General features: G+C 74.8%; 17 protein-coding genes, 1 tRNA gene and 1 other RNA gene. 15 read left to right on the forward strand and 4 right to left on the reverse strand.

The genetic code is table 11. From position 1 onward, the window contains the following. The first annotated feature begins 123 nt into the window (after nucleotides 1-123). The 4 genes from TEK04_RS16085 (at nucleotide 124) to TEK04_RS16100 (ending at nucleotide 4008) form a co-directional block, all read left to right on the forward strand. Nucleotides 124-208: transfer RNA gene (locus TEK04_RS16085), tRNA-Ser, on the forward strand. 51 nt (nucleotides 209-259) lie between these two features. Beyond that, nucleotides 260-355, forward strand: an RNA gene (ffs, locus tag TEK04_RS16090) — signal recognition particle sRNA small type. A 105-nt stretch (nucleotides 356-460) separates the two neighbouring features. Beyond that, complete coding sequence (locus TEK04_RS16095) at nucleotides 461-1129, forward strand: YceI family protein (protein ID WP_336405366.1); 669 nt, start codon at nucleotides 461-463, stop codon at nucleotides 1127-1129. 83 nt (nucleotides 1130-1212) lie between these two features. Beyond that, on the forward strand, nucleotides 1213-4008 hold the full coding sequence (locus TEK04_RS16100; protein ID WP_336405367.1) for a DNA polymerase III subunit gamma and tau: 2796 nt from the start codon (nucleotides 1213-1215) through the stop codon (nucleotides 4006-4008). Nucleotides 4009-4144: 136 nt separating this feature from the next. Here TEK04_RS16100 and TEK04_RS16105 read toward each other — a convergent pair whose 3' ends face one another. Beyond that, nucleotides 4145-5647, reverse strand: a complete 1503-nt coding sequence (locus TEK04_RS16105; RefSeq protein ID WP_336405368.1) for an MFS transporter — start codon at nucleotides 5645-5647, stop codon at nucleotides 4145-4147. A gap of 96 nt (nucleotides 5648-5743) precedes the next feature. Between TEK04_RS16105 and TEK04_RS16110 the strand changes: the two genes are divergently transcribed. The 4 genes from TEK04_RS16110 to TEK04_RS16125 all read left to right on the forward strand — a co-directional run bounded on the left by TEK04_RS16110 (nucleotide 5744) and on the right by TEK04_RS16125 (nucleotide 9772). Further along, nucleotides 5744-6409: a TetR/AcrR family transcriptional regulator gene (locus tag TEK04_RS16110; RefSeq protein ID WP_336405369.1), complete on the forward strand. Its 666-nt coding sequence runs from the start codon at nucleotides 5744-5746 to the stop codon at nucleotides 6407-6409. A 209-nt stretch (nucleotides 6410-6618) separates the two neighbouring features. Then, on the forward strand, nucleotides 6619-6951 hold the full coding sequence (locus TEK04_RS16115) for a YbaB/EbfC family nucleoid-associated protein (RefSeq protein WP_336405370.1): 333 nt from the start codon (nucleotides 6619-6621) through the stop codon (nucleotides 6949-6951). A gap of 31 nt (nucleotides 6952-6982) precedes the next feature. Continuing rightward, nucleotides 6983-7576 carry a recombination mediator RecR gene (gene recR, locus TEK04_RS16120; protein ID WP_336405371.1) on the forward strand — a complete coding sequence of 198 codons (594 nt, stop codon included), beginning with the start codon at nucleotides 6983-6985 and terminating at the stop codon, nucleotides 7574-7576. A gap of 36 nt (nucleotides 7577-7612) precedes the next feature. Then, nucleotides 7613-9772, forward strand: a complete 2160-nt coding sequence (locus tag TEK04_RS16125) for a malate synthase G (RefSeq protein WP_336405372.1) — start codon at nucleotides 7613-7615, stop codon at nucleotides 9770-9772. 10 nt (nucleotides 9773-9782) lie between these two features. Here the strand turns inward: TEK04_RS16125 and TEK04_RS16130 are convergent, their stop codons facing one another. Beyond that, nucleotides 9783-10712, reverse strand: coding sequence for an aldo/keto reductase (locus tag TEK04_RS16130; RefSeq protein ID WP_336405373.1), 930 nt, complete (start codon nucleotides 10710-10712; stop codon nucleotides 9783-9785). 176 nt (nucleotides 10713-10888) lie between these two features. Between TEK04_RS16130 and TEK04_RS16135 the strand changes: the two genes are divergently transcribed. From TEK04_RS16135 to TEK04_RS16160, 6 genes are all read left to right on the forward strand, one after another. Continuing rightward, nucleotides 10889-12517 (forward strand): ABC transporter substrate-binding protein, encoded by a 1629-nt coding sequence (locus TEK04_RS16135; protein ID WP_336405374.1) that lies wholly within the window; start codon nucleotides 10889-10891, stop codon nucleotides 12515-12517. A 102-nt stretch (nucleotides 12518-12619) separates the two neighbouring features. Further along, the gene (locus tag TEK04_RS16140; RefSeq protein WP_336405375.1) at nucleotides 12620-13708 is read left to right on the forward strand and encodes an ABC transporter permease; all 1089 of its coding nucleotides are present in this window, start codon (nucleotides 12620-12622) and stop codon (nucleotides 13706-13708) included. Then, a complete protein-coding gene (locus TEK04_RS16145; RefSeq protein WP_336405376.1) occupies nucleotides 13705-14703 on the forward strand; it encodes an ABC transporter permease in 999 nt (332 codons plus the stop codon). Before TEK04_RS16140 ends, TEK04_RS16145 begins: the two co-directional genes overlap by 4 nt. Further along, a complete protein-coding gene (locus TEK04_RS16150; protein WP_336405377.1) occupies nucleotides 14700-16382 on the forward strand; it encodes a dipeptide ABC transporter ATP-binding protein in 1683 nt (560 codons plus the stop codon). The genes TEK04_RS16145 and TEK04_RS16150 overlap by 4 nt, the downstream gene beginning before the upstream one ends. Before the next feature lie 41 nt (nucleotides 16383-16423). Next, nucleotides 16424-18415: a TPM domain-containing protein gene (locus TEK04_RS16155; protein WP_336405378.1), complete on the forward strand. Its 1992-nt coding sequence runs from the start codon at nucleotides 16424-16426 to the stop codon at nucleotides 18413-18415. Nucleotides 18416-18560: 145 nt separating this feature from the next. After that, the gene (locus TEK04_RS16160) at nucleotides 18561-20573 is read left to right on the forward strand and encodes a TPM domain-containing protein (RefSeq protein ID WP_336405379.1); all 2013 of its coding nucleotides are present in this window, start codon (nucleotides 18561-18563) and stop codon (nucleotides 20571-20573) included. Nucleotides 20574-20658: 85 nt separating this feature from the next. Here TEK04_RS16160 and TEK04_RS16165 read toward each other — a convergent pair whose 3' ends face one another. Together TEK04_RS16165 and TEK04_RS16170 are read right to left on the reverse strand one after the other, a co-directional pair. Next, the gene (locus TEK04_RS16165) at nucleotides 20659-21630 is read right to left on the reverse strand and encodes a pirin family protein (RefSeq protein ID WP_336405380.1); all 972 of its coding nucleotides are present in this window, start codon (nucleotides 21628-21630) and stop codon (nucleotides 20659-20661) included. Nucleotide 21631: 1 nt separating this feature from the next. Further along, entirely contained in the window at nucleotides 21632-22645 is a 1014-nt protein-coding gene (locus TEK04_RS16170) for a pirin family protein (RefSeq protein ID WP_336405381.1), read from the reverse strand. A 180-nt stretch (nucleotides 22646-22825) separates the two neighbouring features. On the opposite strand from TEK04_RS16170, the gene TEK04_RS16175 reads away from it, so the two are divergent. Next, on the forward strand, nucleotides 22826-23863 hold the full coding sequence (locus tag TEK04_RS16175) for a LacI family DNA-binding transcriptional regulator (RefSeq protein ID WP_336405382.1): 1038 nt from the start codon (nucleotides 22826-22828) through the stop codon (nucleotides 23861-23863). Nucleotides 23864-23888 lie beyond the last annotated feature (25 nt).

Raw genomic sequence — 23888 nt, forward strand, 5'->3', positions numbered from 1 at the left:
TTGCCCACCACCTCGTGGTGCCCCGCGCAGCCCGGGTCGCGCGCACGCGCCACCGCTCGCGCCGGTTCGGCGGGGTGCCCACCAGCGGGGAGCCGCGGGCCGGTAGTCTGACCGGCGCACGTTGGAGGATTCGCCTAGTGGCCTATGGCGCTCGCTTGGAAAGCGGGTTGGGTGCAAGCCCTCGGGAGTTCGAATCTCCCATCCTCCGCACATCGGCGGCCCCGGGTCCTCGGGCCCGGGGCGTCCTCTAGACTCTCCAGCAGACCCCTCGTGCGGCGTCAACCTGTGAACCTCCCCAGGGCCGGAAGGCAGCAAGGATAAGCGGGCTCTGGCGGGTGTGCGGGGGGTCCCTGCGTTCCCGGGGAACCCCAGTGCGTCGTGCCCCGTTGCCAGGACTCACAGCTGCGTCATGGGTTCGACTGCGACACTGTATGAACCTTCAAGCAGGGGAGCGCGCCGCATGCCGAGTCGCCGTACGTGGATCGTCGCCGGGAGCGTGGCCGGGGTCGTCGTGGTCGGGGCCGTCGCCGGGCCGCTGGTCTACGCCGCGCTCCAGGAGGACGCCGCCCCGGCCCGCACCGTGCAGGTCCAGGAGTCCGACGCGCCGCTGGTCGAGGCCACCGACGGCACCTGGACCGTCGGGCCCGGCTCGACGGCCGGCTACCGGGTCGACGAGGTGCTCAACGGCGCCGACGTCACCGTCGCGGGCACCACCGACCAGGTGTCCGGGTCGCTGGTGGTCGCCGACGGCGACCTGGCCTCGGCCGACGTCGAGGTCGACCTCGCCTCCGTCGCCACCGACAGCGACCGGCGCGACGCCTACTTCCGCGACGAGGTCATGGACGTCGGGCAGTTCCCCACCGCGACCTTCGCCGTCGACCAGGGCGTCGACCTGCCCGAGCTCACCGGCACCCCGGTCACGGTCCCGGTCGCCGGGTCGTTGACCGTGCGCGGGGTCACCCAGCAGGTGACCGTCGACCTCTCCGTCGTGCGCACCGCCGACGGCGTCCAGGCGTCGGGCTCGATCCCGGTGACCTTCGCCGACTACGACGTCACCCCGCCGAACCTGGGTTTCGTCTCGGTCGAGGACACCGGCTCGATCGAGTTCTTCCTCTCCCTCACGCAGTAGCCACCCGACCGCGGTCCGTCGGCACCGAGCGGGGTGCCGACGGGTCGGCCGGGGATGTCGGTGGTGGCCAGTAGCCTCGGGTCGTGGCATTGGCGCTCTACCGCAAGTACCGCCCGGCGACCTTCGCCGAGGTGGTCGGGCAGGAGCACGTCACCGCCCCCCTGGTCAACGCCGTCGACGCCGGGCGGATCAACCACGCCTACCTCTTCAGCGGGCCGCGCGGGTGCGGCAAGACGTCGTCGGCGCGCATCCTCGCCCGGTCGCTCAACTGCGAGCAGGGCCCGACGTCGACGCCGTGCGGCGTCTGCACCTCGTGCGTCGCGCTCGCCCCCGACGGCCCGGGGTCCATCGACGTCATCGAGATCGACGCGGCCAGCCACGGCGGTGTCGACGACGCCCGCGACCTCCGGGAGCGCGCGTTCTTCGCCCCGGTGCACAGCCGCTTCAAGGTCTACATCGTCGACGAGGCGCACATGGTCACCACGCAGGGCTTCAACGCCCTGCTCAAGGTGGTCGAGGAGCCGCCCGAGTTCCTGGTGTTCGTCTTCGCGACCACCGAACCCGAGAAGGTGCTGCCGACCATCCGGTCCCGCACCCACCACTACCCGTTCCGGCTGGTGCCCCCGGCCACGCTGCGGCAGCTGCTGGAGAGCACCTGCGAGCGGGAGGGCGTCGTGGTCGAGCCCACCGTGTTCCCGCTCGTGGTGCGGGCCGGTGGTGGCTCGGTGCGCGACTCGCTGTCCATCCTCGACCAGCTGCTGGCCGGGGCGGGGCCCGAGGGCGTCACCTACCGCACCGCGGTCGGGCTGCTCGGCGTCACCGACGACGCGCTGCTCGACGAGACGGTCGACGCGCTGGCCGCCCACGACGCCCCCGGGGTGTTCCAGGCCGTCGACCGCGTCGTGGAGGCCGGGCACGACCCCCGCCGCTTCGCCACCGACCTGCTCGACCGGCTGCGCGACCTCATCGTGCTCGACGCCGTGCCCGAGGCCGGCGGCAACGGCCTGCTCGACTGCCCGCCCGACCGGCTCGACCTGATGAGCCGGCAGGCCTCGGCGCTGGGCCAGGCATCGCTGTCGCGGCTGGCCGACACCGTCCACGCGGGCCTCACCGAGATGCGCGGCACCACCGCGCCCCGGCTGCTGCTCGAGCTGGTGTGCGCCCGCATGCTCCTGCCCGGCGTCGACGGCTCGGCCGCAGCCACCCTGCAGCGGCTCGAGCGCCTCGAGCGCCGGCTGTCCATCGCCGGTGAGCACACCGGTGCGCCGGTCGCCGACCCGGTGCCGGGTCGGGCTGCGCCGGCCGCGGTGCCACCTGCTGCCCCCGCTGACCGTCCGGGCGGGCGGACGGAGAGCCCGGCGCGGCGGGAGTACGTCCGGCCGTCCCAGGCTCGTCAGGAGCCCGCCCGCCAGGACGCTCCGCCCCGGGACGCTGCGCCTCACAACGCTGCGCCTCAGGACGCTGCACGGCAGGACGCCGCGCCTCACAACGCTGCGCCTCAGGACGCTGCACGGCAGGACGCCGCACGGCAGGAACCGGCGACCCGAGCGCCGGCGCGGCGCGAGCCGGCGCCGGACCAGGCCGATGCGGCGACGGGGTCCGACCGACCTGCCGCCGGCCAGGCCGCCGCGCCGCCCGACGACGCTGCGCGATCCGTTGGAACGTCCGGCCCCGCGTCGTCCGGCCCCGCGTCGTCCGGCCCCGCGTCGTCCGGCCCCGCGTCGACCCCCGCGTCGTCCGGTGGCCCGTCGGGCACGTCGCCGTCCGGTGGTCCGTCGGGCACGTCGCCGTCCGGCGGGGCGGACGGCGGGCGTGCGGCCGCGGCCCCGGCCGACGACGACTGGCCCGAGATCGCCGCGCCCGGTTCGGCTGTGCCCGGTTCGGCCGCGCCCGGTTCAGCCCCGGCCCAGCCCGCACAGACCGCTGCGCCCGCCGAGGTCGACGGGTGGCCCGAGATCGCCGCGCCCGGGTCCCCGGCACCCCGCGCCACCGCGCCCGCCGGGTCGCCGGCCACCGCCTCGGGGACGGCCGGTGGTGGCGCACCGCAGGGCGGCTCGGCGGAGCGGCCGGCCGCCGACCGACCGGCTGGCGCCCCGTCCGCTGCCGACCCGCCCGGCGTGCGCAGCCACCCGCGCGCGTCCACCGGCGAACCCGACATCCCGCTGCCCCCCGAGCCCACCGACGACGAGGACTGGTCGCCCCCGAGCCGACCAGCACCTGCGCGGCCGGCCGCACCCGCACAGGCCGCCGCCCCGGTCGCCGCCCCGGCACCGTCGACGTCCACCGAGCAGGAGCCGGCACCGCGCGCGGCCGCGGAGTCCGCGCCCGCCCCCCGCGGAGGCGAGCCCACGCCGCTGGTGTCCGCCAACCCGCCCGACCAGCCGGCCGACGACGGCGAGCTGACCACCGTCGACGTCCGGCGCATCTGGCCCGAGCTGCTCGGGGTGGTGAAGCGGCACAAGCGCACCACCGAGGCGCTGCTGAAGAACGCCCAGGTGCACGACCTGACGGCGGGGGTGCTGACGCTGTCGACCACCTCGCCGGCGCTGTCCCGCCGGTTGGGCGACGACCTCAACAAGGACGTCATCCGCGAGGCGTTGAACGAGCTGCTCGGGGTGCGCTGGCGGGTGGCCACGGTGGTCGACGGCGGCGACGGTGCGCCCAGCCCCGGCCGCAGCGCTCCGCAGGGTCCGCCTCCGACGCCGCAGGAGACCCGGCGCGCCCAGTACGCCGCGCAGAGCGCGGAGGCCGACGAGCTGATGGCCGAGCGGGCCGCCGATGCCGGTGACCACCGCGACGCCCCGCCCCCGGTCGACCCCGAGCAGGCCGCGCTGCAGCTGCTGCGCGCCCAGCTCGGCGCCCACCCCGTCGACAGCTGACCTCCGCCCAGCCGGCCTCGTCGACCGACGCCTCAGGATCAGGGTCGGGCGGCCTGGTCGGGCGTGGTGGCTGCGCAGTCCTCACCCGGAGTGCGCACCCACCACGCCCGCACCGGCCCGGGTCGGCCGGGTGAGGTCAGTGCGCGAGGACCGGGGCGGCGTCGGGGTCCTCCTGCACCGCGCCGTGGGGGAGCAGCAGGCCGCACACCACCGCGCCGGCGGCGAAGATGCCGGCCGACCACGCGAACACCGTGGTGTAGCTGGACACCGAGGCCTGCAGGAGGGCCGCCGGGTCGCCCGGGTCGACCCCGACCAGGGCGTCGCTCGCCGCCGCCGCGGCCAGGGCGGACAGCACCGCGGTCGCGATCGACCCGCCGACCTGCTGGAAGGTGTTCACCGCCGCTGAGGCGACCCCGGCGTCGGCGGCCTGCACGCCCATGGTGGCCGCACTGAAGGCCGGCGCGATCACCAGGCCGATGCCCAGGCCGGTCACCACCAGGCCGGGGAAGACGTGCGTCCAGTAGCCGCTGTCCACCCCGAGGGTGGTGAAGACGAGCAGCCCCAGCGCACCGACCGCGAAGCCGGCCGCCACCGGCACCTTGACCCCGATGCGGGCGACCAGCGCCGGCGACGTCTGCGCCGAGAACGTGATGCCGACGATCAGCGGCATGAACGCCACCCCGGTGGGCAACGGCTCGTAGCCCAGCACGGTGGACAGGTAGTAGGTGAGGAAGAGGAACACGCCGAACATGCCGGCCCCGACGATGCCCACCGCCAGGAACGCCCCGCCGCGGGCCCGGTCGGTGACCACGCGCATCGGCAGCAGCGGGTGCGCTACACGGGTCTCGACCAGCACGAAGGCTGCGAGCAGCACGACCCCCAGGGCGATGAAGCCCAGCGTCGACCCGGCCGACCAGCCGTCGGTCTCGGCGCTGGCCAGCCCGTAGACCAGCGCGACCAGGCCGGCGACGCTCAGCAGGGCGCCCGGCACGTCGAGGCCGGGGGCGCCCTCGGCGCGGGAGCTGCGACGGGGCAGGAACAGCAGCGCGCCGACGACGGCGACGACCGCGATGGGCACGTTCACGTACAGGCACCACCGCCACGACAGGTACTCGGTGAGCGCCCCGCCCAGGATCAGCCCGATGGCCCCGCCGGCGCCGGAGATGGCCCCGAAGACGGCGAACGCGCGACCGCGCTCGCGACCCTCGGTGAAGGTGACGGTCAGCAGCGACAGCGCCGCGGGTGCCAGCAGGGCGCCGAAGACACCCTGCGCGCCGCGGGCGGCGACCAGGGTGCCGAAGCCGTCGGCCGCGCCGCCCACCGCCGAGGCCAGTGCGAAGCCGACCAGCCCGACCAGGAAGACGGGCTTGCGCCCCACGAGGTCGGCCAGCCGCCCGCCCACCAGCAGCAGGGAGCCGAAGGCGAGGGCGTAGGCGGTGACGATCCACTGCCGGCTGTCGTCGCCGAAGCCGAGGTCGGCCTGCGCGGTGGGCAGGGCGATGTTCACGATCGTGGCGTCGAGCACCACCATCAGCTGGGCGATCGCGACCACCCCCAGCACGAGCCAGCGGCGGGGATCGCCCCCCGGGGCCGGGTCCGCGGCACGGGTGCCGTGGTCGGCGTCGGTCCTGCTGGTCATGCGTCCTCCGAACGAAGTGGAACGGCCTTTCCGGTTCACCGGCGACCGTAGCAACCGAAGCGGAGAAGTTGTTCCGCTTCGGTTACGATCGGGTGCATGTCCTCCGTCACGCCGGCGAACAGGGAGGGTGCGCGGCCGCTGCGCCGGGACGCCGAGCGCAACCGCGGACTCATCCTCGACGCGGCGCGGCAGGTGTTCGCCTCGCACGGCCTCGACGCGGGGTTCGACGAGATCGCCCGGGTGGCGGGGGTCGGGGTGGGCACGGTGTACCGCCGGTTCCCCGAGCGGAGGGACCTGGTCGAGGCCCTCTTCGAGCAGGAGATCGACGTCGTGGTCGCCCGCGCCGAGGAGGCAGCCGCCGACCCCGACCCGTGGCGGGGGCTCAGCGAGTTCCTGCACTGGGGCGTCGAGTCGCAGGCCGCCGACCGGGGGCTGGCCGAGGTGCTGGCCGCAGCGGGGCGTGGGCACGAGCGGGTGGCCCGCGAACGCGACCGGCTGCGCCCCGCCGTCCTGTCCCTGGTGCAGCACGCCCAGCGGGCCGGGGTGCTGCGCCCCGACGTCGGCGAGCTCGACCTCGGCCTGGTCGTGGCCATGCTCGGCCGGGTCGGCGGCCCCGAGCGGGCCGACCTGCGGCACCGCCTGGTCACCGTGGTGCTCGACGGGTTGGCCGTGCGTCGCGACGCCCCCACCCCGCTGGCCGCGGTGCCGGCCTCCGAGGACGACCTGGCCTGCGTGTTCGAGCCGTCCCGCCCCCGTCGCTGACCGCGGGGCGGCCGGGCCCCGTCGTCCTCCGCCACCGAACTCCGTCCTCCGCCACCAGATCTGGCCGAGGGGACGGACGTCGACCAGGGCCCCTGATCATCGCTGGGCGGGCTGGGCGGGCTGGGCGGGCTTGCTGGGTGGGGCCGGGACGGCGAGGGTGCTGTGGTGGACCCGGGGACGTGTCGGACCCACCGCATACCCTCGTCGGCATGCGACCCGGTGGACAGCCCGACATGCAGCAGTTGATGAAGCAGGCGCAGAAGATGCAGCAGCAGCTCGCCGCCGCGCAGGAGGAGCTGGCCCAGGCCGAGGTCACCGGCAGCGCCGGCGGCGGCATGGTCACCGCCACCATGACCGGCAGCGGTGAGCTCACGGCCATCGCCATCTCGCCGCAGGCGGTCGACCCCGACGACGTCGAGACGCTGCAGGACCTGGTCGTGGCCGCCGTGCGCGACGCCAACCGCGCCGCCGGCGAGCTCACCCAGCAGACCATGGGTCCGCTGGCCGGGGGCATGGGCGGGATGGGCCTGCCCGGCTTCTGACGCACGCTCCCCACCCAGGAGGAAGACACCCGTGTACGAAGGCGCCGTCCAGGACCTGATCGACGAGCTCGGTCGGCTCCCGGGCGTCGGCCCCAAGAGCGCCCAGCGCATCGCGTTCCACCTGCTGGCCGCCGACGCCGCCGACGTCGGCCGGCTGGTGGCGTCGCTGCAGCGCGTGCAGGCCGAGGTGCGGTTCTGCAGCATCTGCTTCAACGTGGCCGAGGCCGACCAGTGCCGCATCTGCCGCGATCCCCGGCGCACCCTCGACGTCGTCTGCGTCGTCGAGGAGCCCAAGGACGTCGTGGCCATCGAGCGCACCCGGGAGTTCCGCGGCCGCTACCACGTGCTGGGCGGCGCGATCAGCCCGATCGAGGGCATCGGCCCCGACGACCTCAAGGTCAAGGAGCTGATGAGCCGCCTGATGGACGGCTCGGTCACCGAGCTGATCATCGCCACCGACCCCAACCTCGAGGGCGAGGCCACCGCGGCGTACCTGGCCCGGCTGGTCTCGCCGATGGGCCTGGCCGTCTCGCGGCTGGCCAGCGGCCTGCCGGTGGGCGGCGACCTCGAGTACGCCGACGAGGTCACCCTCGGCCGGGCCTTCGAGGGCCGCCGCCGCATCTGACCCAGCACCACCGACCACCGGGAAGAGGAGCACCACGTGACCGAGGCAGTGCAGGTCCACGGGCTGGAGATCGCCCCCGAGCTGCACGCCTTCGTGCGCGACGAGGCGCTGCCGGGGTCGGGCATCGACGAGGACGCGTTCTGGTCGGGGTTCGCCGCCCTGCTGAGCGACCTGGTGCCGATCAACCGCCGGCTGCTGGCGCGCCGCGCCGAGCTGCAGTGGGCCCTCGACGAGTGGCACACCGAGCACCCCGGCCCGGTGGCCGACGCCGGCGCCTACGAGGAGTTCCTGCGCGGCATCGGCTACCTGGTCGACGCGCCGACGCAGGTCACCGTCACCACCTCCGGCGTCGACCCCGAGGTGGCCGTGATCGCCGGTCCGCAGCTGGTGGTGCCGCTGACCAACGCCCGGTTCGCGGTCAACGCCGCCAACGCCCGGTGGGGCTCCCTGTACGACGCGCTCTACGGCACCGACGTCCTCGACGAGGCCGACGGACGCGAGAAGGGGACCAGCTACAACCCCGTGCGCGGCGACGAGGTGGTCGCCCGGGTGCGGCGCTTCCTCGACGACACGTTCCCGCTGGCCCGCGGCTCGCACGCCGATGCCGAGGGCTACGCCGTCCGCGACGGCGCGGTCGAGGTGGTGCTGCCCGGCGGCCCGGTTGGCCTCGCCGACCCGTCGGCGTTCGTCGGCCACCGCGGCGCGGACGAGGCGCCCGAGGCGGTCGTGCTGGTGCACCACGGGCTGCACGTCGAGGTCGTGGTCGACCGGGCCGGTCCGGTCGGGGGCCGGGACCGCGCCGGGGTGGCCGACGTCGTCGTCGAGGCCGCGGTCACCACGATCATGGACCTCGAGGACTCCGTCGCCGCGGTCGACGCCGCCGACAAGGTGGCCGGCTACCGCAACTGGCTGCAGCTCATGCAGGGCACCCTCGCCGAGGACGTGACCAAGGGCGGCCGCACGTTCCGGCGCGAGCTCGCCCCCGACCGGGTGCTGCAGGGCCCCGACGGCGAGGTCGTGCTGCCCGGCCGCTCGCTGCTGTGGCTGCGCCAGGTGGGCCACCTCATGACCACCGACGCCGTGCGCCTGGACGGCGAGGACGCCCCCGAGGGCATCGTCGACGCCGTGGTCACCACGCTGTGCGGGCTGGTCGACGTCCAGCAGCGCGGGCGGCACCGCAACTCGCGCACCGGCGCGGTCTACACGGTGAAGCCCAAGATGCACGGGCCCGAGGAGGTCGCGTTCACCGACGCGCTGCTGGCCCGCACCGAGGCCCTCCTCGGTCTGCCCACCGGCACCGTCAAGCTCGGCATCATGGACGAGGAGCGCCGCACCTCGGTCAACCTCGCGGCCTGCCTCGCCGCCGCGAGCGGCCGGGTCGCCTTCATCAACACCGGCTTCCTCGACCGCACCGGCGACGAGCTGCACACCTCGATGCTCGCCGGCCCGATGGTGCGCAAGGCCGACATGCGCGACACCGCCTGGATCGACGCCTACGAGGACCAGAACGTCGCCATCGGGCTGGCCTGCGGCCTGCGCGGCAAGGCCCAGATCGGCAAGGGCATGTGGGCCCGCCCCGACGACATGGCCGCCATGCTCGAGGCCAAGGTCGGCCACCCGCGGGCGGGGGCGAACTGCGCCTGGGTGCCCTCACCCACGGCGGCCACCCTGCACGCGCTGCACTACCACCAGGTCGACGTCGCCGCGGTGCAGGAGGAGATCGCCGCCCGCGGCGCCGGGTCGCGGCTGGCCGACCTGCTCACGCTGCCGGTCGTCGTGGACGCCGACTGGACGGCGCAGGAGCGCACCGCCGAGCTGGAGAACAACCTGCAGGGGGTGCTGGGCTACGTGAAGCGCTGGGTCGACGACGGCATCGGCTGCTCCAAGGTGCCCGACATCCACGGCACCGCGCTGATGGAGGACCGCGCCACCTGCCGCATCTCCAGCCAGCACGTCGCCAACTGGGTGCGGCACGGCGTGGTCACCGCCGACGAGGTCGAGGAGGCGCTGCGCCGCATGGCCGACGTCGTCGACGCCCAGCAGGCCGGCGAGGGCTACCTGCCCATGGGCCCCGGGTACGACGGGCAGGCGTTCCTGGCCGCGCGCGACCTCGTCGTCCGTGGGCTCGAGCTGCCCTCGGGCTACACCGAGCCCGTGCTGCACGGGCGGCGGCGCCTGCGCAAGCAGGAGGGCTGACGCCGACCGGTCAGCGCCAGGGCAGGGCCGAACGGGTCGCCCAGTAGTCGGCCGGGTCCTCGGCCAGGTCATCGGCCCAGTCGCCGAGGTCGACGGCCAGCCCCCGGGCGTCGGCGTTGGACCGCAGCTGCGCGGTGGTCGCCGCCCCGGACAGCACGACGTCGGCCCACGGCCGGGCCAGCGCCGCGGCCAGCGCGACGGCGTCCGGACCCACCCCGGCCGCCGCGGCCGCCGTCCGCACGGGGGAGTCGGCCGGCAGGCCGCGGTCGGTGAGCCGGCCGTTGGCCACGCCCTCCTTCACCAGCACCCGGAACCCGGCCGCCGCGGCCTCGGTGAGTGCCGGGCCGACCGAGGTCTCCAGCAGGTTCCACGTGCTCTGGACGGCGGAGAACAGCGGCGCGCCGCCGACCTCCAGCGCCACGCCCCGGCGCACCGCGTCGGCCTGCCGGGGGCCGGAGGTGGAGAAGCCCAGCGGGGTGCCGGCGTCGCGCACCTCGGCCAGCCGGGCCAGCAGGGCGTCGTCGGCCCACAGCGGGCTGTCGGGGGTGAGCGAGTGCACCTGGTACAGGTCGATGCGGTCGCCGAGCAGGGCGCGGGACTCGGCCCACTGCCGGTCGAAGGTGGCCAGGTCGTGCGTCTTGACCTCGTCGGCGTCCACGCCCGGGTCCTCGGCGGTGTAGGTGTAGCCCCACTTGCTCGACACCGTCACGTCGCCGGGCGCCGCGGGGAGCCAGGTCGCCAGGAACTGCTCGGCGCGGCCGTACGAGCGTGCGGTGTCCACCCAGCCGATGCCCAGGCCGACCGCGGCGTCGAGCAGCTCGTGCGCCCGGGCCTCCAGCGCCGCCGGTGACCGGTCGGCCGGGAGGTCGGCGTCCCGGCCCAGGGTGATGTAGGCCGGGCGGCCCACCGCGGCCAGTCCGAGCCCCAGCTGTGCGCTCACGCGGTCCATCCTGCCGGTCAGGTCTCGATCCGGTGACGATCGGTGCGCGGCCGCACAGGTGGACCGGGGCAACGACCTAGTGTTCCTCCCGCCGTCGGCGGGAGTTCGTCCCGCGGTCGCGTCTCCCTCAGACAGCACGTCCGGCTCGAACCAGCCGAGGAAGCAGGTCCTCCAGCATGCAGCGCCGAACCACCCGGGTGCTCGCGGCCTCCGCCGCGTCCCTGACCGCCCTCTCCGTGGCCGCCTGCGGCGGCGGTGACTCCGGCGGGGGCGGTGGCTCCGGTGACGGCGACTCGTTGCTCATCGGCACCAGCGACAAGATCACCACGATCGACCCGGCCGGTTCGTACGACAACGGCTCGTTCGCCGTCATGAACCAGGTCTACCCGTTCCTGCTGAACACCCCGCTGGGCAGCCCCGACGTCGAGCCCGACATCGCCGAGTCCGCCGAGTTCACCTCGCCGACCGAGTACACGGTGACGTTGAAGGACGGCCTGACCTTCGCCAACGGCAACGAGCTCACCAGCTCCGACGTCGTCTTCACCTTCGAGCGCCAGCTGGCGATCAACGACCAAAACGGGCCGGCCTCGCTGCTCTACAACCTCGACTCGGTCGAGGCCACCGACGACACCACCGTGGTGTTCACCCTGAAGACCGAGAACGACCAGGTCTTCCCGCAGATCCTCTCGAGCCCGGCCGGCCCGATCGTGGACGAGGACGTCTTCTCCGCCGACGCGCTGACCCCCGACGACGAGATCGTCGCCGGCAACGCCTTCGCCGGGCCGTACGTCATCACCGACTACGACGTCAACAGCCTGGTCTCCTACACCGCCAACCCGGACTACCAGGGTCTGCTCGGCGCGCCGAAGACCGAGAACGTCGACGTCACCTACTACGCCGACGCCTCCAACCTCAAGCTCGACATCGAGCAGGGCAACATCGACGTCGCCTTCCGCAGCCTGTCGGCCACCGACATCGACGACCTGCGCGGCAACGACGACGTCGAGGTCGTCGACGGCCCGGGCGGGGAGATCCGCTACGTCGTCTTCAACTTCAACACCCAGCCCTACGGCGCCACCACCGCCGAGGCCGACCCGGCCAAGGCCCTCGCCGTCCGGCAGGCCGTCGCCGACCTCATCGACCGCGAGGAGATCGCCGACCAGGTGTACCGGGGCACCTACACCCCGCTGTACTCCTACGTGCCCGAGGGCCTGACCGGTGCCGTCGAGCCCCTCCGCGAGCTGTACGGCGACGGGTCCGGCGGGCCCGACGCCGACAAGGCGGCGCAGACCCTGCAGGCCGCCGGCGTGCAGACCCCGGTCCAGCTGTCGCTGCAGTACTCCAACGACCACTACGGGCCCAGCTCCGGTGACGAGTACGCGCTGATCAAGAACCAGCTCGAGTCGACCGGGCTGTTCCAGGTCGACCTGCAGACCACCGAGTGGACGCAGTACACCGAGGACCGCACCGCCGACGTCTACCCGGCCTACCAGCTGGGCTGGTTCCCGGACTACTCCGACGCCGACAACTACCTGACGCCGTTCTTCCTCGACGGCGGCTTCCTGGGCAACCACTACAGCAACGCCCAGGTCGACCAGATGATCGTCCAGCAGTCCAGCACCCCGGACGCCGACGCCCGCACCGAGCTGATCGAGACGATCCAGCAGACGGTGGCCGAGGACCTGTCCACGGTGCCCTACCTGCAGGGCTCGCAGGTGGCGGTCGTCCGCTCCGGGGTCGAGGGGGCGTCGGACACCCTCGACGCGTCCTTCAAGTTCCGGTACGGCGCGCTGTCGGCCAGCTGACCCACCCGTCGCACCCGGCCCCGGGTCGCCCCCTCACCGGGGCGGCCCGGGGCCGCCCGCGCGTCACCACCCAGGAGCGAGCACCAGCATGAGCAGGACCCCATGACCACCGCGACCCAGGACCCGGCCCCGGCGGCCGAGTCCCCGGTGCGCCGACGCCGGCGCGGCAGCGGGTTGGGCAGCTACCTCCTGGTCCGGGCGCTGCTGATCATCCCCACCGTGTTCATCCTGGTGACCACGGTCTTCTTCCTCATGCGCACCACCGGTGACCCGATCACCGCCGCGCTGGGCGGGCGGCTGCCGGCCGACCAGCTGGCCGAGCGGGTGCGCGAGGCCGGCTACGACCGCCCGCTGCTGGTGCAGTACCTCGACTACCTCGGCAGCCTGCTGCAAGGCGACTTCGGGACCACGCTGTCCGACCGGCGCCCGGTCACCGAGGTGCTCACCACCTACGGGGCGGCCACCCTGGAGCTGGCGGTGTACGCCGTCGCCGTGGCACTGGTCGTGGGCATCCCGCTGGGCATGGTCGCCGCCCGGCTGCGTGACCGGTACCCCGACGCCGTCCTGCGGTTCTTCGCGATCTTCTGCTACGCCACCCCGGTCTTCTTCGCCGGGCTGCTGCTCAAGCTGGTCTTCTCGGTGTGGCTGGGGTGGTTGCCGGTCGCCGGTCGCATCTCCACCCGCGGCCAGCTGCAGCTCAACCGCAACGGCGCGGACACCGGCATCTACCTCGTCGACGCGATCAGCACCGGCGACGGGGACCTGGTGCTGGAGGTGCTGCGCTACGCCGTCCTGCCCTCCCTCGCGCTGGGTCTGCTCACCGCCGGTGTCTTCCTCCGGCTGGTGCGCACCAACATGATCGGCACGTTGGGTTCGGGCTACGTCGAGGCCGCCCGCTCGCGCGGGGTCAGCGAGCCCCGGCTCGTGCGCAAGCACGCCTACCGGCCGGCCCTGGTGCCGATCATCACCGTCATCGGCCTGCAGGTCGCCCTGGTCCTCTCGGGTGCGGTGCTCACCGAGACCACCTTCGAGTGGCGGGGGCTCGGTTTCCAGCTGTCGCAGTACCTGCAGGCACGTGACTTCGTGGCCGTGCAGGGCATCGTGGCGCTGCTGGCGGTCATCGTCGCGCTCACCAACTTCGTGGTCGACGTCGTCGCCGCGCTCATCGACCCCCGGGTGAGGTACTCGTGAGCCGCCGTCGGGGGTGGCGCTCGCTGCCCGTCGTCCACCAGCTGCGGCAGAGCGTCGGCCTGCAGCGCGGCATGCTCGTCACCGGCCTCGTGCTCACCGGCCTGCTCGTCGTCACGGCGGTCTTCGCCCCGCTGCTGGCGCCCTACGGCTTCGGGCAGCTCCGCGGCCCGGACGGCACCTTCGGCGCCCAGCAGCCGCCCTCGGCCGAGCACCTGCTCGGGACGACGGTCGGTGGCTACGACGTGCTGTCGCGGGTCATCTACGGCTCCCGGACGGCGCTGTTCGTCATCGTGGTGGCCATCGTGCTGTCGATCGTGGCCGGGGTGCTGCTCGGCCTGGTGTCGGGCTACCTCGGCGGCTGGCTGGACCGGGTGCTGGTGGTCATCGCCGACGCCGTCTACGCCTTCCCGTCGCTGCTGCTGGCCATCGTCGCGGCCATCGTGATCAGCGGCGGCCAGTCCAGCCTGGTCGGCGGTGTGCTCGCCGCGGCCATCTCGATCACCGTGGTGTTCATCCCGCAGTACTTCCGGGTGGTGCGCGCGGAGACCGTGCGGATCAAGAGCGAGGCGTTCGTGGAGTCCGCGCGGGTGGTGGGCACCGGCACCTGGCGGATCATGACCCGGCACGTGCTGCGCAACGCCACCCGGTCGCTGCCGCTCATCGTCACCCTGAACGCCTCCGAGGCGATCCTCACCCTCGCCGGGCTGGGCTTCCTGGGCTTCGGCATCCAGCCCACCGCCGCGGCCGAGTGGGGCTACGACCTCAACCGCTCGATCTCCGACGTCACCAGCGGGATCTGGTGGACGTCGATCTTCCCGGGCGCGGCGATCGTGCTGACCGTGCTCGGGCTGACCCTGGTCGGGGAGAGCCTCAACGACCTGGCCGACCCCCGGCTGCGCAGCCGCCGGCGGGCCGCCGACACCCCGCCGCCGGCCGACGTCGCCGTCGAGCCGGGCGGCGGCATCGCCGCCGGCACCGAGGGAGGGACCCGATGAGCGAGCCCGTCGTCGACATCCGCGACCTGCGGGTCACCTTCGCCACCGACGGCGGGGACGTCGCCGCGGTCAAGGGCGTGTCGCTGCAGCTGCGGCCCGGTGAGGTGCTGGCGATCGTCGGGGAGTCCGGCAGCGGCAAGACCGTCACCGCGCGCACCGTGCTCGGCCTGCTGCCCGAGACCGCCCTCACCCGCGGTGCGGTGGTGCTGCGCAGCAAGGACGGCGCCGCGACCGCCGACGTGGTCGGCCTGGGCGGCCGCGAACTGCGGGCCGTGCGCGGCCGGGACGTCGCCATGGTGTTCCAGGAGCCGGGCAGCGTGCTCAACCCGGTCCGCACGGTGGGCTGGCAGATCGCCGAGGGGCTGCGCGCGCACGGCGACGTCGGCAAGGCCGAGGCCCGGGAGATCGCCGTCGACGTGCTGCGTCGCGTCGGCATCCCCGACCCCGAGGAGCGGGTGGACCACTACCCGCACCAGTTCTCCGGCGGCCAGAAGCAGCGCATCGTCATCGCCCAGGCCCTGGCGCTCAACGCCGGCGTCATCGTGGCCGACGAGCCCACCACCGCCCTCGACGTCACGGTGCAGGCGGAGATCCTCGACCTGCTGCGCCGCTGCCGCGACGAGTTCGGCGCCTCCATCGTGCTGATCACGCACAACATGGGTGTCGTCGCCGACCTCGCCGACCGGGTCGCCGTCATGTACCAGGGCGAGCTGGTGGAGACCGCCGACGTCGCCACGCTGTTCGCCGACCCGCAGCAGGACTACACGAAGAAGCTGCTGGGCTCGGTGCCGCGGCTCGGCCAGGGTGCCGCGCGGGCCCGCGACCGCGCCGCCCGCCGTCCCGAGGGCTGGGCCGACCAGCCAGCGGTGGTCACCGCGCGCGACCTCCGCATCGTCTACCCGGGCCGGTTCCGCCAGCCCGACTTCACCGCGGTGGACGGCGTCTCCTTCACCATCGCGCCGGGCGAGGTGCTCGGGCTGGTGGGGGAGTCCGGCAGCGGCAAGTCCACCATCGGCCGCGCCATCGCCGGCCTCACCCCGGTGTCCGGCGGCTCGCTGACGGTGCTGGGCACCGAGGTCGCGGGCATCAAGGAGAAGGCCTTCCGCCCGGTGCGCCGCCGGCTCGGGTTCGTCTTCCAGGACCCCGCGACCAGCTTCAACCCGCTGCTCACCATCGCCGACGCCGTGGCCGAGCCGCTCGTGGTGCACGGGCGGGCCGGCGACACCGACGACGCCCGCGGTCGCGTCGACGAGCTGCTGGAGGCGGTGCAGCTGCCGAAGGAGTTCGGCGACCGGTTCCCGCACGAGCTCTCCGGCGGGCAGCGGCAGCGGGCCTCGCTGGCGCGTGCGCTGGCCCTGCAGCCCGAGCTGCTGATCGCCGACGAGCCCACCTCGGCGCTCGACGTCTCGGTGCAGGCCCGGGTGCTGGAGCTGTTCGACGAGCTGCAGCGGGAGTTCGGGTTCGCGGCGTTGTTCATCAGCCACGACCTGGCCGTGGTCGACCTGCTGGCCGACCGCATCGCGGTGCTGCACCGTGGGAGGCTGGTCGAGGAGGGCACCGGTGAGCAGGTGCTCGGCGACCCGCAGGACGCCTACACCCAGCGGCTGCTGGCCTCCCTGCCGGTGCCCGACCCCGCCGAGCAGGCGCAGCGCCGCGCCCGCTGGTCCGCGCTGCGCTGACCGGGTCGGTGCGCGCGGGGCGTCCGGGCCAGGATGGGGCCATGCCGCGACCCCGTGCCGTGCTGCTCCGACTCCTCGCCGTCCTCGCGCTGGGGGTGGGGCCGCTGCTGCTGGCCGGGCCCGCAGCGGCCGACGAGCCGTCGCGGTTGGCCGGGGAGGTCACCGACACCGCCGGTGTGCTCTCGGCGCCCGACCGGGCGGTCGTGCAGCAGGCGGTCGACGACCTGGTCGCCGACGGGGACGTCCAGCTGTTCGTCGCGTTCGTCGACTCCTTCGACGGCACCTCGGCGCCTGACTGGGCCGACCGGACGGCCGAGCTGTCCGACCTCGGCGACCGGGACGTGCTGCTGGCCGTCGCCGTCGACGACCGGTCCTACGCGCTGTCCGCGTCCTACGCGCTGGTCGACGACGACCAGTACGACGCGATCGAGGTCGCGCTCGAGCAGCGCATCCGGGACGGCGACTGGGTGGGCGGCGTGCAGGCCGTCACCGACGAGCTGCGGCCCAGCCACACCGGCCGGTACGTGCTCGGCGGCGTGGTGGCCGCCGGTGTCCTCGGGGGCGGTGGCTACGCGCTGGTCCGCCGCCGGCAGCGGGCCGCGGCGGAGGCCGAGGCCATCCGTGCGGCCGGGCCGTTCCCGGACGAGAGCACCGACCAGCTGCGCGACCGGGTGGGCAGCGGGCTGCTCGAGGTCGACGAGGCCGTCCGGGCCAGCCAGCTCGACCTGGACTACGCCCGCCTGCAGTACGGCGAGCAGGCCGTCGCCGAGCACACCGCCACCCTGGCCACCGCGCGCGACGAGCTGGACCAGGCGTTCGCCGTCCAGCAGGAGCTCGACGTGGTCGAGACGCCGGACACCCCGGTGGAGGACCGCGCCGTCCGGGAGAAGCTGGCCCGCCAGCTCGAGCTGCTGCACGCCGCCGACACCCGCCTGGAGGCGGCGGCCGCCGCCTTCGCCGCGCTGCGCGACCTGCAGAACACCGCGCCGCAGGTGCTCGCCGGACTGGCCGGGCGGGTCACCGCCCTGCGCGGCCGGCTGGACGGCGAGGCCACCCGGGTGGCCAGCCTGCAGCAGCGCTACGCCGCGCCCGCGCTGGCCGAGGTCGCCGACGTGGTCCCGCGGGCCGAGCAGGCGGTCGCCGCGGCCGAGGCGGCGCTGGCCGCCGGGCAGCAGGCGGTGGCCGCGGGCACCAACGGGCAGGCAGTCACCCCGGTGCACGCCTGCGAGGCCGCGGTCACCCAGGCGCAGACCCTGCTCGACGGCATCACCCGGCACGAGCAGCGGCTCGTCGCGGCCGACACCGAGGTGCCGCGGCTGCTGGCCGAGGTCGACGCCGAGGTCGCCCGGGTGCGCACCGTCCCGCCGGCCGAGCTGGCCGCCGCCGGCGGGGGAGTGGCGGCCGGCGTGCTGGCCGCGGCCGAGACCGGGCGGGCCGCCGCCCAGCAGGCCTTCACCGCGGTGCCGCGCGACCCCCTGACCTCGCTGGCCCGGCTCACCGAGGCCGACGCGGTGCTCGACGCCGCCCTGCTGGCCGTCGACCAGGCCCGCGACCGGGTGGCCCGGGCGACCGCGCAGCTGCCCGGCGCGCTCGCCACCGCGCGGGCGGCCGTCGGCGACGCGCGCGACCGGGTCGGGCTCGGCGGGGCCGGGGTGGGCGGGTCCGCCCGCGCCCGGCTCGCCGAGGCAGAGCGGTCCCTGGTCACCGCCGAGGCCACCGGCGGCGCCGACCCGGTGGGCGCCCTGGCCGCAGCCGTGCAGGCGGAGGACTCGGCGCAGGCGGCCCGGCGGCAGCTGCAGGCCGACCTGGACGCCGCGCGGCGGGCCGCCGACGCGCGTCGCCGGGACTCCGGGTGGGGCGGGTCCGGGGGTGGGTGGAGCTCCGGCGGGTCGTGGTCGTGGGGCGGCGGGTCGTCCTACCGCTCCCGGTCGCGCTCGTCGTCCCGCTCGTCGTCCCGCTCGTCGTCCCGGTCGTCGTCGCGGCGGTCGAGCAGCCGGTCCAGCGGACGGCGCAGCCGCGGCGGCCGTTTCTGAGCCGGTCCCTGGTCCCGAGGTGGACCGGTCACCGGCGTCCCGGCGTGGTCGCTGCGCGTTCGCGAGCCGGAGTGCGGTGTGGCCGTGCCAGGACCGGAGCGGACCGGGGTGCGGCGTCCTCGCCCGGGGCGGGGACGATGGGGCCATGCGTCTGCCGCTCCGCCTGCTCGCCGGGTCCGCCGCCGGTCTCACGCTCGCGCTGGTGGGCGCCGGCCCGGCACTGGCCGAGGAACCCTTCGCGCCCACCGAGCAGCTCACCGACAACGCCGACGTGCTCAGCTCGAGCGAGGAGAGCACGGTCACCGACGCGCTCCAGCAGCTGCGCAGCGAGGACGGCACCCAGCTGTACGTCGTCTACGTCGACACCTTCGACGGGGCGGGCGCCAGCGACTGGGCGACGCAGTCGTATGCGCTGCGCGGGATGGGCGGGGACGACGTCCTGTTCGCGGTGGCCACCGAGAGCCGCAACTACAGCATCGCCGGGAACGAGGCGGGTGACCGGTCGCTCGCCGATCTGCAGTCGATCGTCAGCAGCGACGTGGAGCCCTACCTGGCGCAGGGGGACTGGGCGACGGCGGCAACCGCGCTGGCCGACGAGCTGCAGCCCAGCGACACCGGCACCTACGCCCTCGGTGGGCTGGTCGGGGTCGCCGTGCTCGGCGCCGGTGGGTACGCCCTCGTGCGCAACCGACGGAGGAAGATGGCCGTGGAGGCCTCCCGCGCCCGGGCCGCCGAGATCGCCGCCGCGGAGGAGGCGGCCCGCGACCCGCACCACGGGACCCCCACGCAGGACCTGCACTACCGCGCGAGTGCCGAGCTGCTCGCCCTCGACGAGGCGGTCAAGACCAGCCAGCTCGACGTCGACTACGCCCGCGCGCAGTACGGCGCCGAGACCGTGACGGGGTCGGCCGCTGCGCTGCAGGAGTCGCGCGCCGAACTCGGCCGAGCCTTCCAGATCCGGCAGGAGCTCGACGACGAGATCCCCGAGGACGAGTCCACCCAGCGCCGCATGCTGGCCGAGCTGCTCGCGCTCACGGGGTCCGCCCGCACCCGCCTCGACCAGCAGGCCGCTGCCCACCGCGAGCTGCGCCACCTGGAGGACGACGCCCCCGCCGCGGTCTCCCGGCTGGCCGAGGAGGTCGACCGGGAGCAGGAGCGGATCGCCCCGGCCGCCGAGGTCCTGGCCGAGCTCGGGCGCCGGTACGCCCGCTCGACGTGGGTCGCGGTCGCCGACAACACCCGGGAGGCCGACCACCGGGTCGAGCTCGCCCGGCGCGCCCTGCAGCACGGTCGAGAGGAGCTGGCCGGCGGTCGGCCCGCCGGGGCCGTGCCTGCCATCCGCGCCGCGGAGGACGCACTCGCCCAGGCGCGGCAGTTGCTGGCCGCCGTGGACAAGCTGCAGGCCGAGCTGCGGGCCGCGCCGGAACGGTTCGTCGCCGTCCGCGACGAGACCGTGCGCGACATCGCGGAGGCGAAGGCCCTCCTGGAGCGCGGCGTGGACACCCCGGGGCTGCGCGAGCAGCTGGCTCGCGCCGAGGCGGCACTGGACACCGCCACCCGGCCACCCGCCCAGGGCGAGCTGACCGACCCGCTGTCCCGCACCCGCGCGCTCGACGACGCCGACCAGGCCCTGGAGTCCGCGCTCGAACCCGCCCGCGACGCCCGCCAGCAGCAGGAGCGGGCGCTGGCGCACCTCGGCCAGGCGCTGGACGCGGCCGCCGGCTCGGTCGACGCGACCGGCGACTTCATCGCCACCCGGCGCGGTGCGGTCCGGGCCCAGGCGCGCACCCGTTTGGCCGAGGCCGAGCGGCACCTCGACGGGGCTCATCGGCTGGCGGCGGCCCAGGACCCGGTGTCCGCGCTGCGCGAGGCACAGCAGGCCCTGCGGTTGGCGCAGCAGGCGATGACTCTCGCCCAGCAGGACGTGCAGTCCTACTACGACGCCCCGACCCAGTACGGCGGGCCGTACGGCGGCTACGGGCGGCGCGGGGGCAGCGGCTTCGGCGGCGGGCTGGCCGGGGGCATCGCCGGGGTCGCGCTGGGCAACATCCTGTTCGGCGGCTCGGGCGGCGGCTTCGGGGGCGGCTTCGGCGGCGGCGACTTCGGGGGCGGCGGGGACTTCGGTGGCGGCGACTTCGGGGGCGGCGGCTCGTTCTGACCGCGCCCACCTCGTCGAGTGGCGTCCTACGGCTCCTGGGCAGCCCCGATCGAACCCTCAGACGCCACTCGACGGGGCGGCCGGGTCAGCAGTCGCGGCCGCGGGGCTTGAGCGGGACCGGGGGCATGGGCGGGGCGGGGGTGCGCTCGCCGTCCTCGAAGCCCTCGACGTGGCCGAAGCGCTCACCGGCCTCCCACTGCTCGCGGAACCCGGCGACCTCCTCGCCCTCGCGGCCGACGAAGTTCCACCACATGACGATCTGCTCCTCGAACGGCGTCCCGCCCAGCAGCAGCAGGCGGGAGGGTGCCGCGGCCGAGAGGCGCAGCGTGCGCCGTCCGGTGCCGAGGTACAGCATCGAGCCGTGCTCGACCGGGGCGCCCTCGACCACCGAGGACCCGGACGACGCGAGCACCGCGTGCTCGAACCCCGGCTCCAGCGGGACGTCGACGTCGGCGCCGGCGTCCAGGGCCAGGTCGACGCCCACCAGCGGTGAGTACGCGGTCCCCGGCGAGGTGGCCCCGCCCAGCGAGCCCATGAGCACGGTGGCGGTGAGGCCGTCGGACGTGAAGCCGGGCAGGTCGGCGTGGTGGGCGAAGGCGGGTGCGGTGTCGCGGGCGGCGTCGGGCAGGGCGACCCACAGCTGGGCGCCCTGCAGCAGGCGAGGGTGGGCGACGGGGGACTGCTCGCTGTGGCTGATGCCGTGCCCGGCGGTCATCAGCGCCAGCTCGCCGGGGCCGAACGAGACGTCGCTGCCGAGGGAGTCCTTGTGGTGCACGCGGCCCTCGATCAGCCACGACACGGTCTGCAGCCCGGTGTGCGGGTGCGGGATGACCTGCATGCCGTCGCCGACGGAGATGTCGTCGGGGCCGTAGTGGTCGACGAAGGCCCACGGCCCGACCATCCGGCGGCCCAGCGTGGGCAGCAGCCGGTGGACCTGCATCCGCTCGCCCAGGGTGACGGTCTTGCCGGGCAATAGTTCAAGGACCCCCTTGCCCCCCACCGCTCGCAAGCTCTCGGCGGGACCCTGCAAGGGGGCCGAGGGCTCGAGGTCGCTCACGTCAGGAATCCTCCTCGCCGGCAGAGCCGACGTCGACGGTGTCGCGCACCCCCGTGTGCGGCACGTGCGCGGCCGGGATGCTGCCCAGCCGGCCGGCCTGGTGGTCGGTGAAGGCGTCCATGACCTCCTGCCGGGTGTTCATCACGAACGGCCCGTACATGGCGATCGGCTCGCGGATCGGCCGGCCGCCGAGGATGACCACGTCCAGCGCCGGGGTGCGGCTGTCCTGGTGCTCGGCGCCCTTGACCGTGATGGTGTCGCCGGGGCCGAAGACCGCCAGCTGACCGCCGGTCACGGGGTGGTCGTCGATGCCGACCTTGCCGTTGCCGGACAGGACGTAGACCAGCGCGTTGAACGAGGGGTCCCACGGCAGGTCGAGGGTGGCCCCGGGCGCGATGGTCGCGTGCACCATCGCCATCGGGGTGTAGGTCGTCCCCGGGCCGGCGTGGCCGCCGACGTCGCCGGCGATCACCCGCAGGAACGCCCCGGCGTCCGGGCTGGCCAGCAGCACGGCCTGGTCGGCGCGCAGGTCCTGGTAGCGGGGCTCGACCCACTTCTGCGCCTTCGGCAGGTTCACCCACAGCTGCAGGCCGTGGAACAGCCCACCGCTGACCACCAGTGACTCCGGCGGCCGCTCGATGTGCAGCACGCCGCCGCCGGCGGTCATCCACTGGGTGTCGCCGTTGGTGATCGACCCGCCGCCGCCGTGGCTGTCGGCGTGCTCGAAGGTGCCGTCGATGATGTAGGTGACGGTCTCGAAGCCGCGGTGCGGGTGCCACGAGGTGCCCTTGGGCTCACCCGGGGCGTACTCGACCTCGCCCATCTGGTCCATGTGGATGAACGGGTCGAGGTCGCGCAGGTCGACCCCGGCGAAGGCCCGGCGCACCGGGAAGCCCTCGCCCTCGAAGCCGCGCGGCGCGGTGGTGACCGACCGGACGCGGCGGCGCACGGTGCGGGGCGCGGGCACCGGGACCCGGGCCAGCGTGGTGGTGTCCTCGACGGTGACGGCGGGCATCCCGACCTCCTGAGTTGAGTGCTCAACTACTTGCGGAGACGGTAACCCACGGACACCGGGATGTCTTCCCCTGCCCGACGCCGCCCGGGCAGGGGGGGCGCACCTGACCGCAGCAGGACGACGTGGAAGCGCTTCCACGCCGACTTCCCAGGACGCTCCGCATGCCGCACCATGGCCCCCGTGACCACCGAGCTGACCAGCGGCGCGCGCCCCGGGGTGCCCACCCTGGACCAGGTGGCCGTCCTGGCCGGCGTCTCCCGGGCGACGGTGTCGCGGGTGGTGAACGAGTCGCCGCGGGTCAGCCCCGAGGCCCGGGTCGTCGTCCAGGCGGCCATCGAGCAGCTGCGCTACGTGCCCAACCGGGCTGCCCGCAGCCTGGTCACCCGGCGCACCGACACCATCGCGCTGGTGCTCAGCGAGCCCAACAGCCAGGTCTTCTCCGACCCGTTCTTCGCCGGCATCGTGCACGGCGTGTCCGCAGCCCTCGCCGAGACCGAGCTGACCCTGGTGCTGCTCACCGCCCGCGACGCCCGCGAGCAGCGCAAGATCGCCCGCTACGCCCGGCAGGGGCACGTCGACGGCGTCGTCCTCATGTCGCTGCACAGCGAGGACCTCCTGCCCGACATGCTCAGCGAGGTCGCCGTCCCGCTGGTGCTGTGCGGGCGGCCCCACGACGGCCGCGAGGTCGCCTACGTCGACGCCGACAACCGCGGCGGCGCGCGGGTGGCGACCGAGCACCTGCTCGGGCTGGGCCGACGGCGGGTGGCCGCGCTGACCGGGCCGATGGACCTGATCGCCGGCGTCGACCGGCACGCCGGCTGGGTGCAGGCCCTGGCCGACGCCGGTCACGAGCCCGACCCCGCGCTCGTCGTCCACGGCGACTTCACCGAGGCCGGCGGCGAGGCCGCGATGGTCCGGCTGCTGGACCAGGCGCCCGACCTCGACGCCGTCTTCGTCGCCTCCGACCCCATGGCCGTCGGCGCGCTGCGGGCGCTGCGGACGGCCGGGCGCCGGGTGCCCGACGACGTCGCGGTCGTGGGGTTCGACGACGCCGCGGTCGCCGCGACGTGCGACCCGCCGCTGACCACGGTCGCGCAGCCGCTGGACCGCATGACCACCGAGCTGGTCGGCCTGCTGCGCGCCCGCATCGCCGGTGAGGCCGGCCCGGCCGAGACCCGCACCTGCCCGACCCGGCTGGTCCGCCGCGCCTCGGCCTGATCCGCGCGAGCCCCCTGCGCGCCGA

Source organism: Klenkia sesuvii, from assembly GCF_037083825.1.
In the GTDB taxonomy this organism is placed as follows: domain Bacteria; phylum Actinomycetota; class Actinomycetes; order Mycobacteriales; family Geodermatophilaceae; genus Klenkia; species Klenkia sesuvii.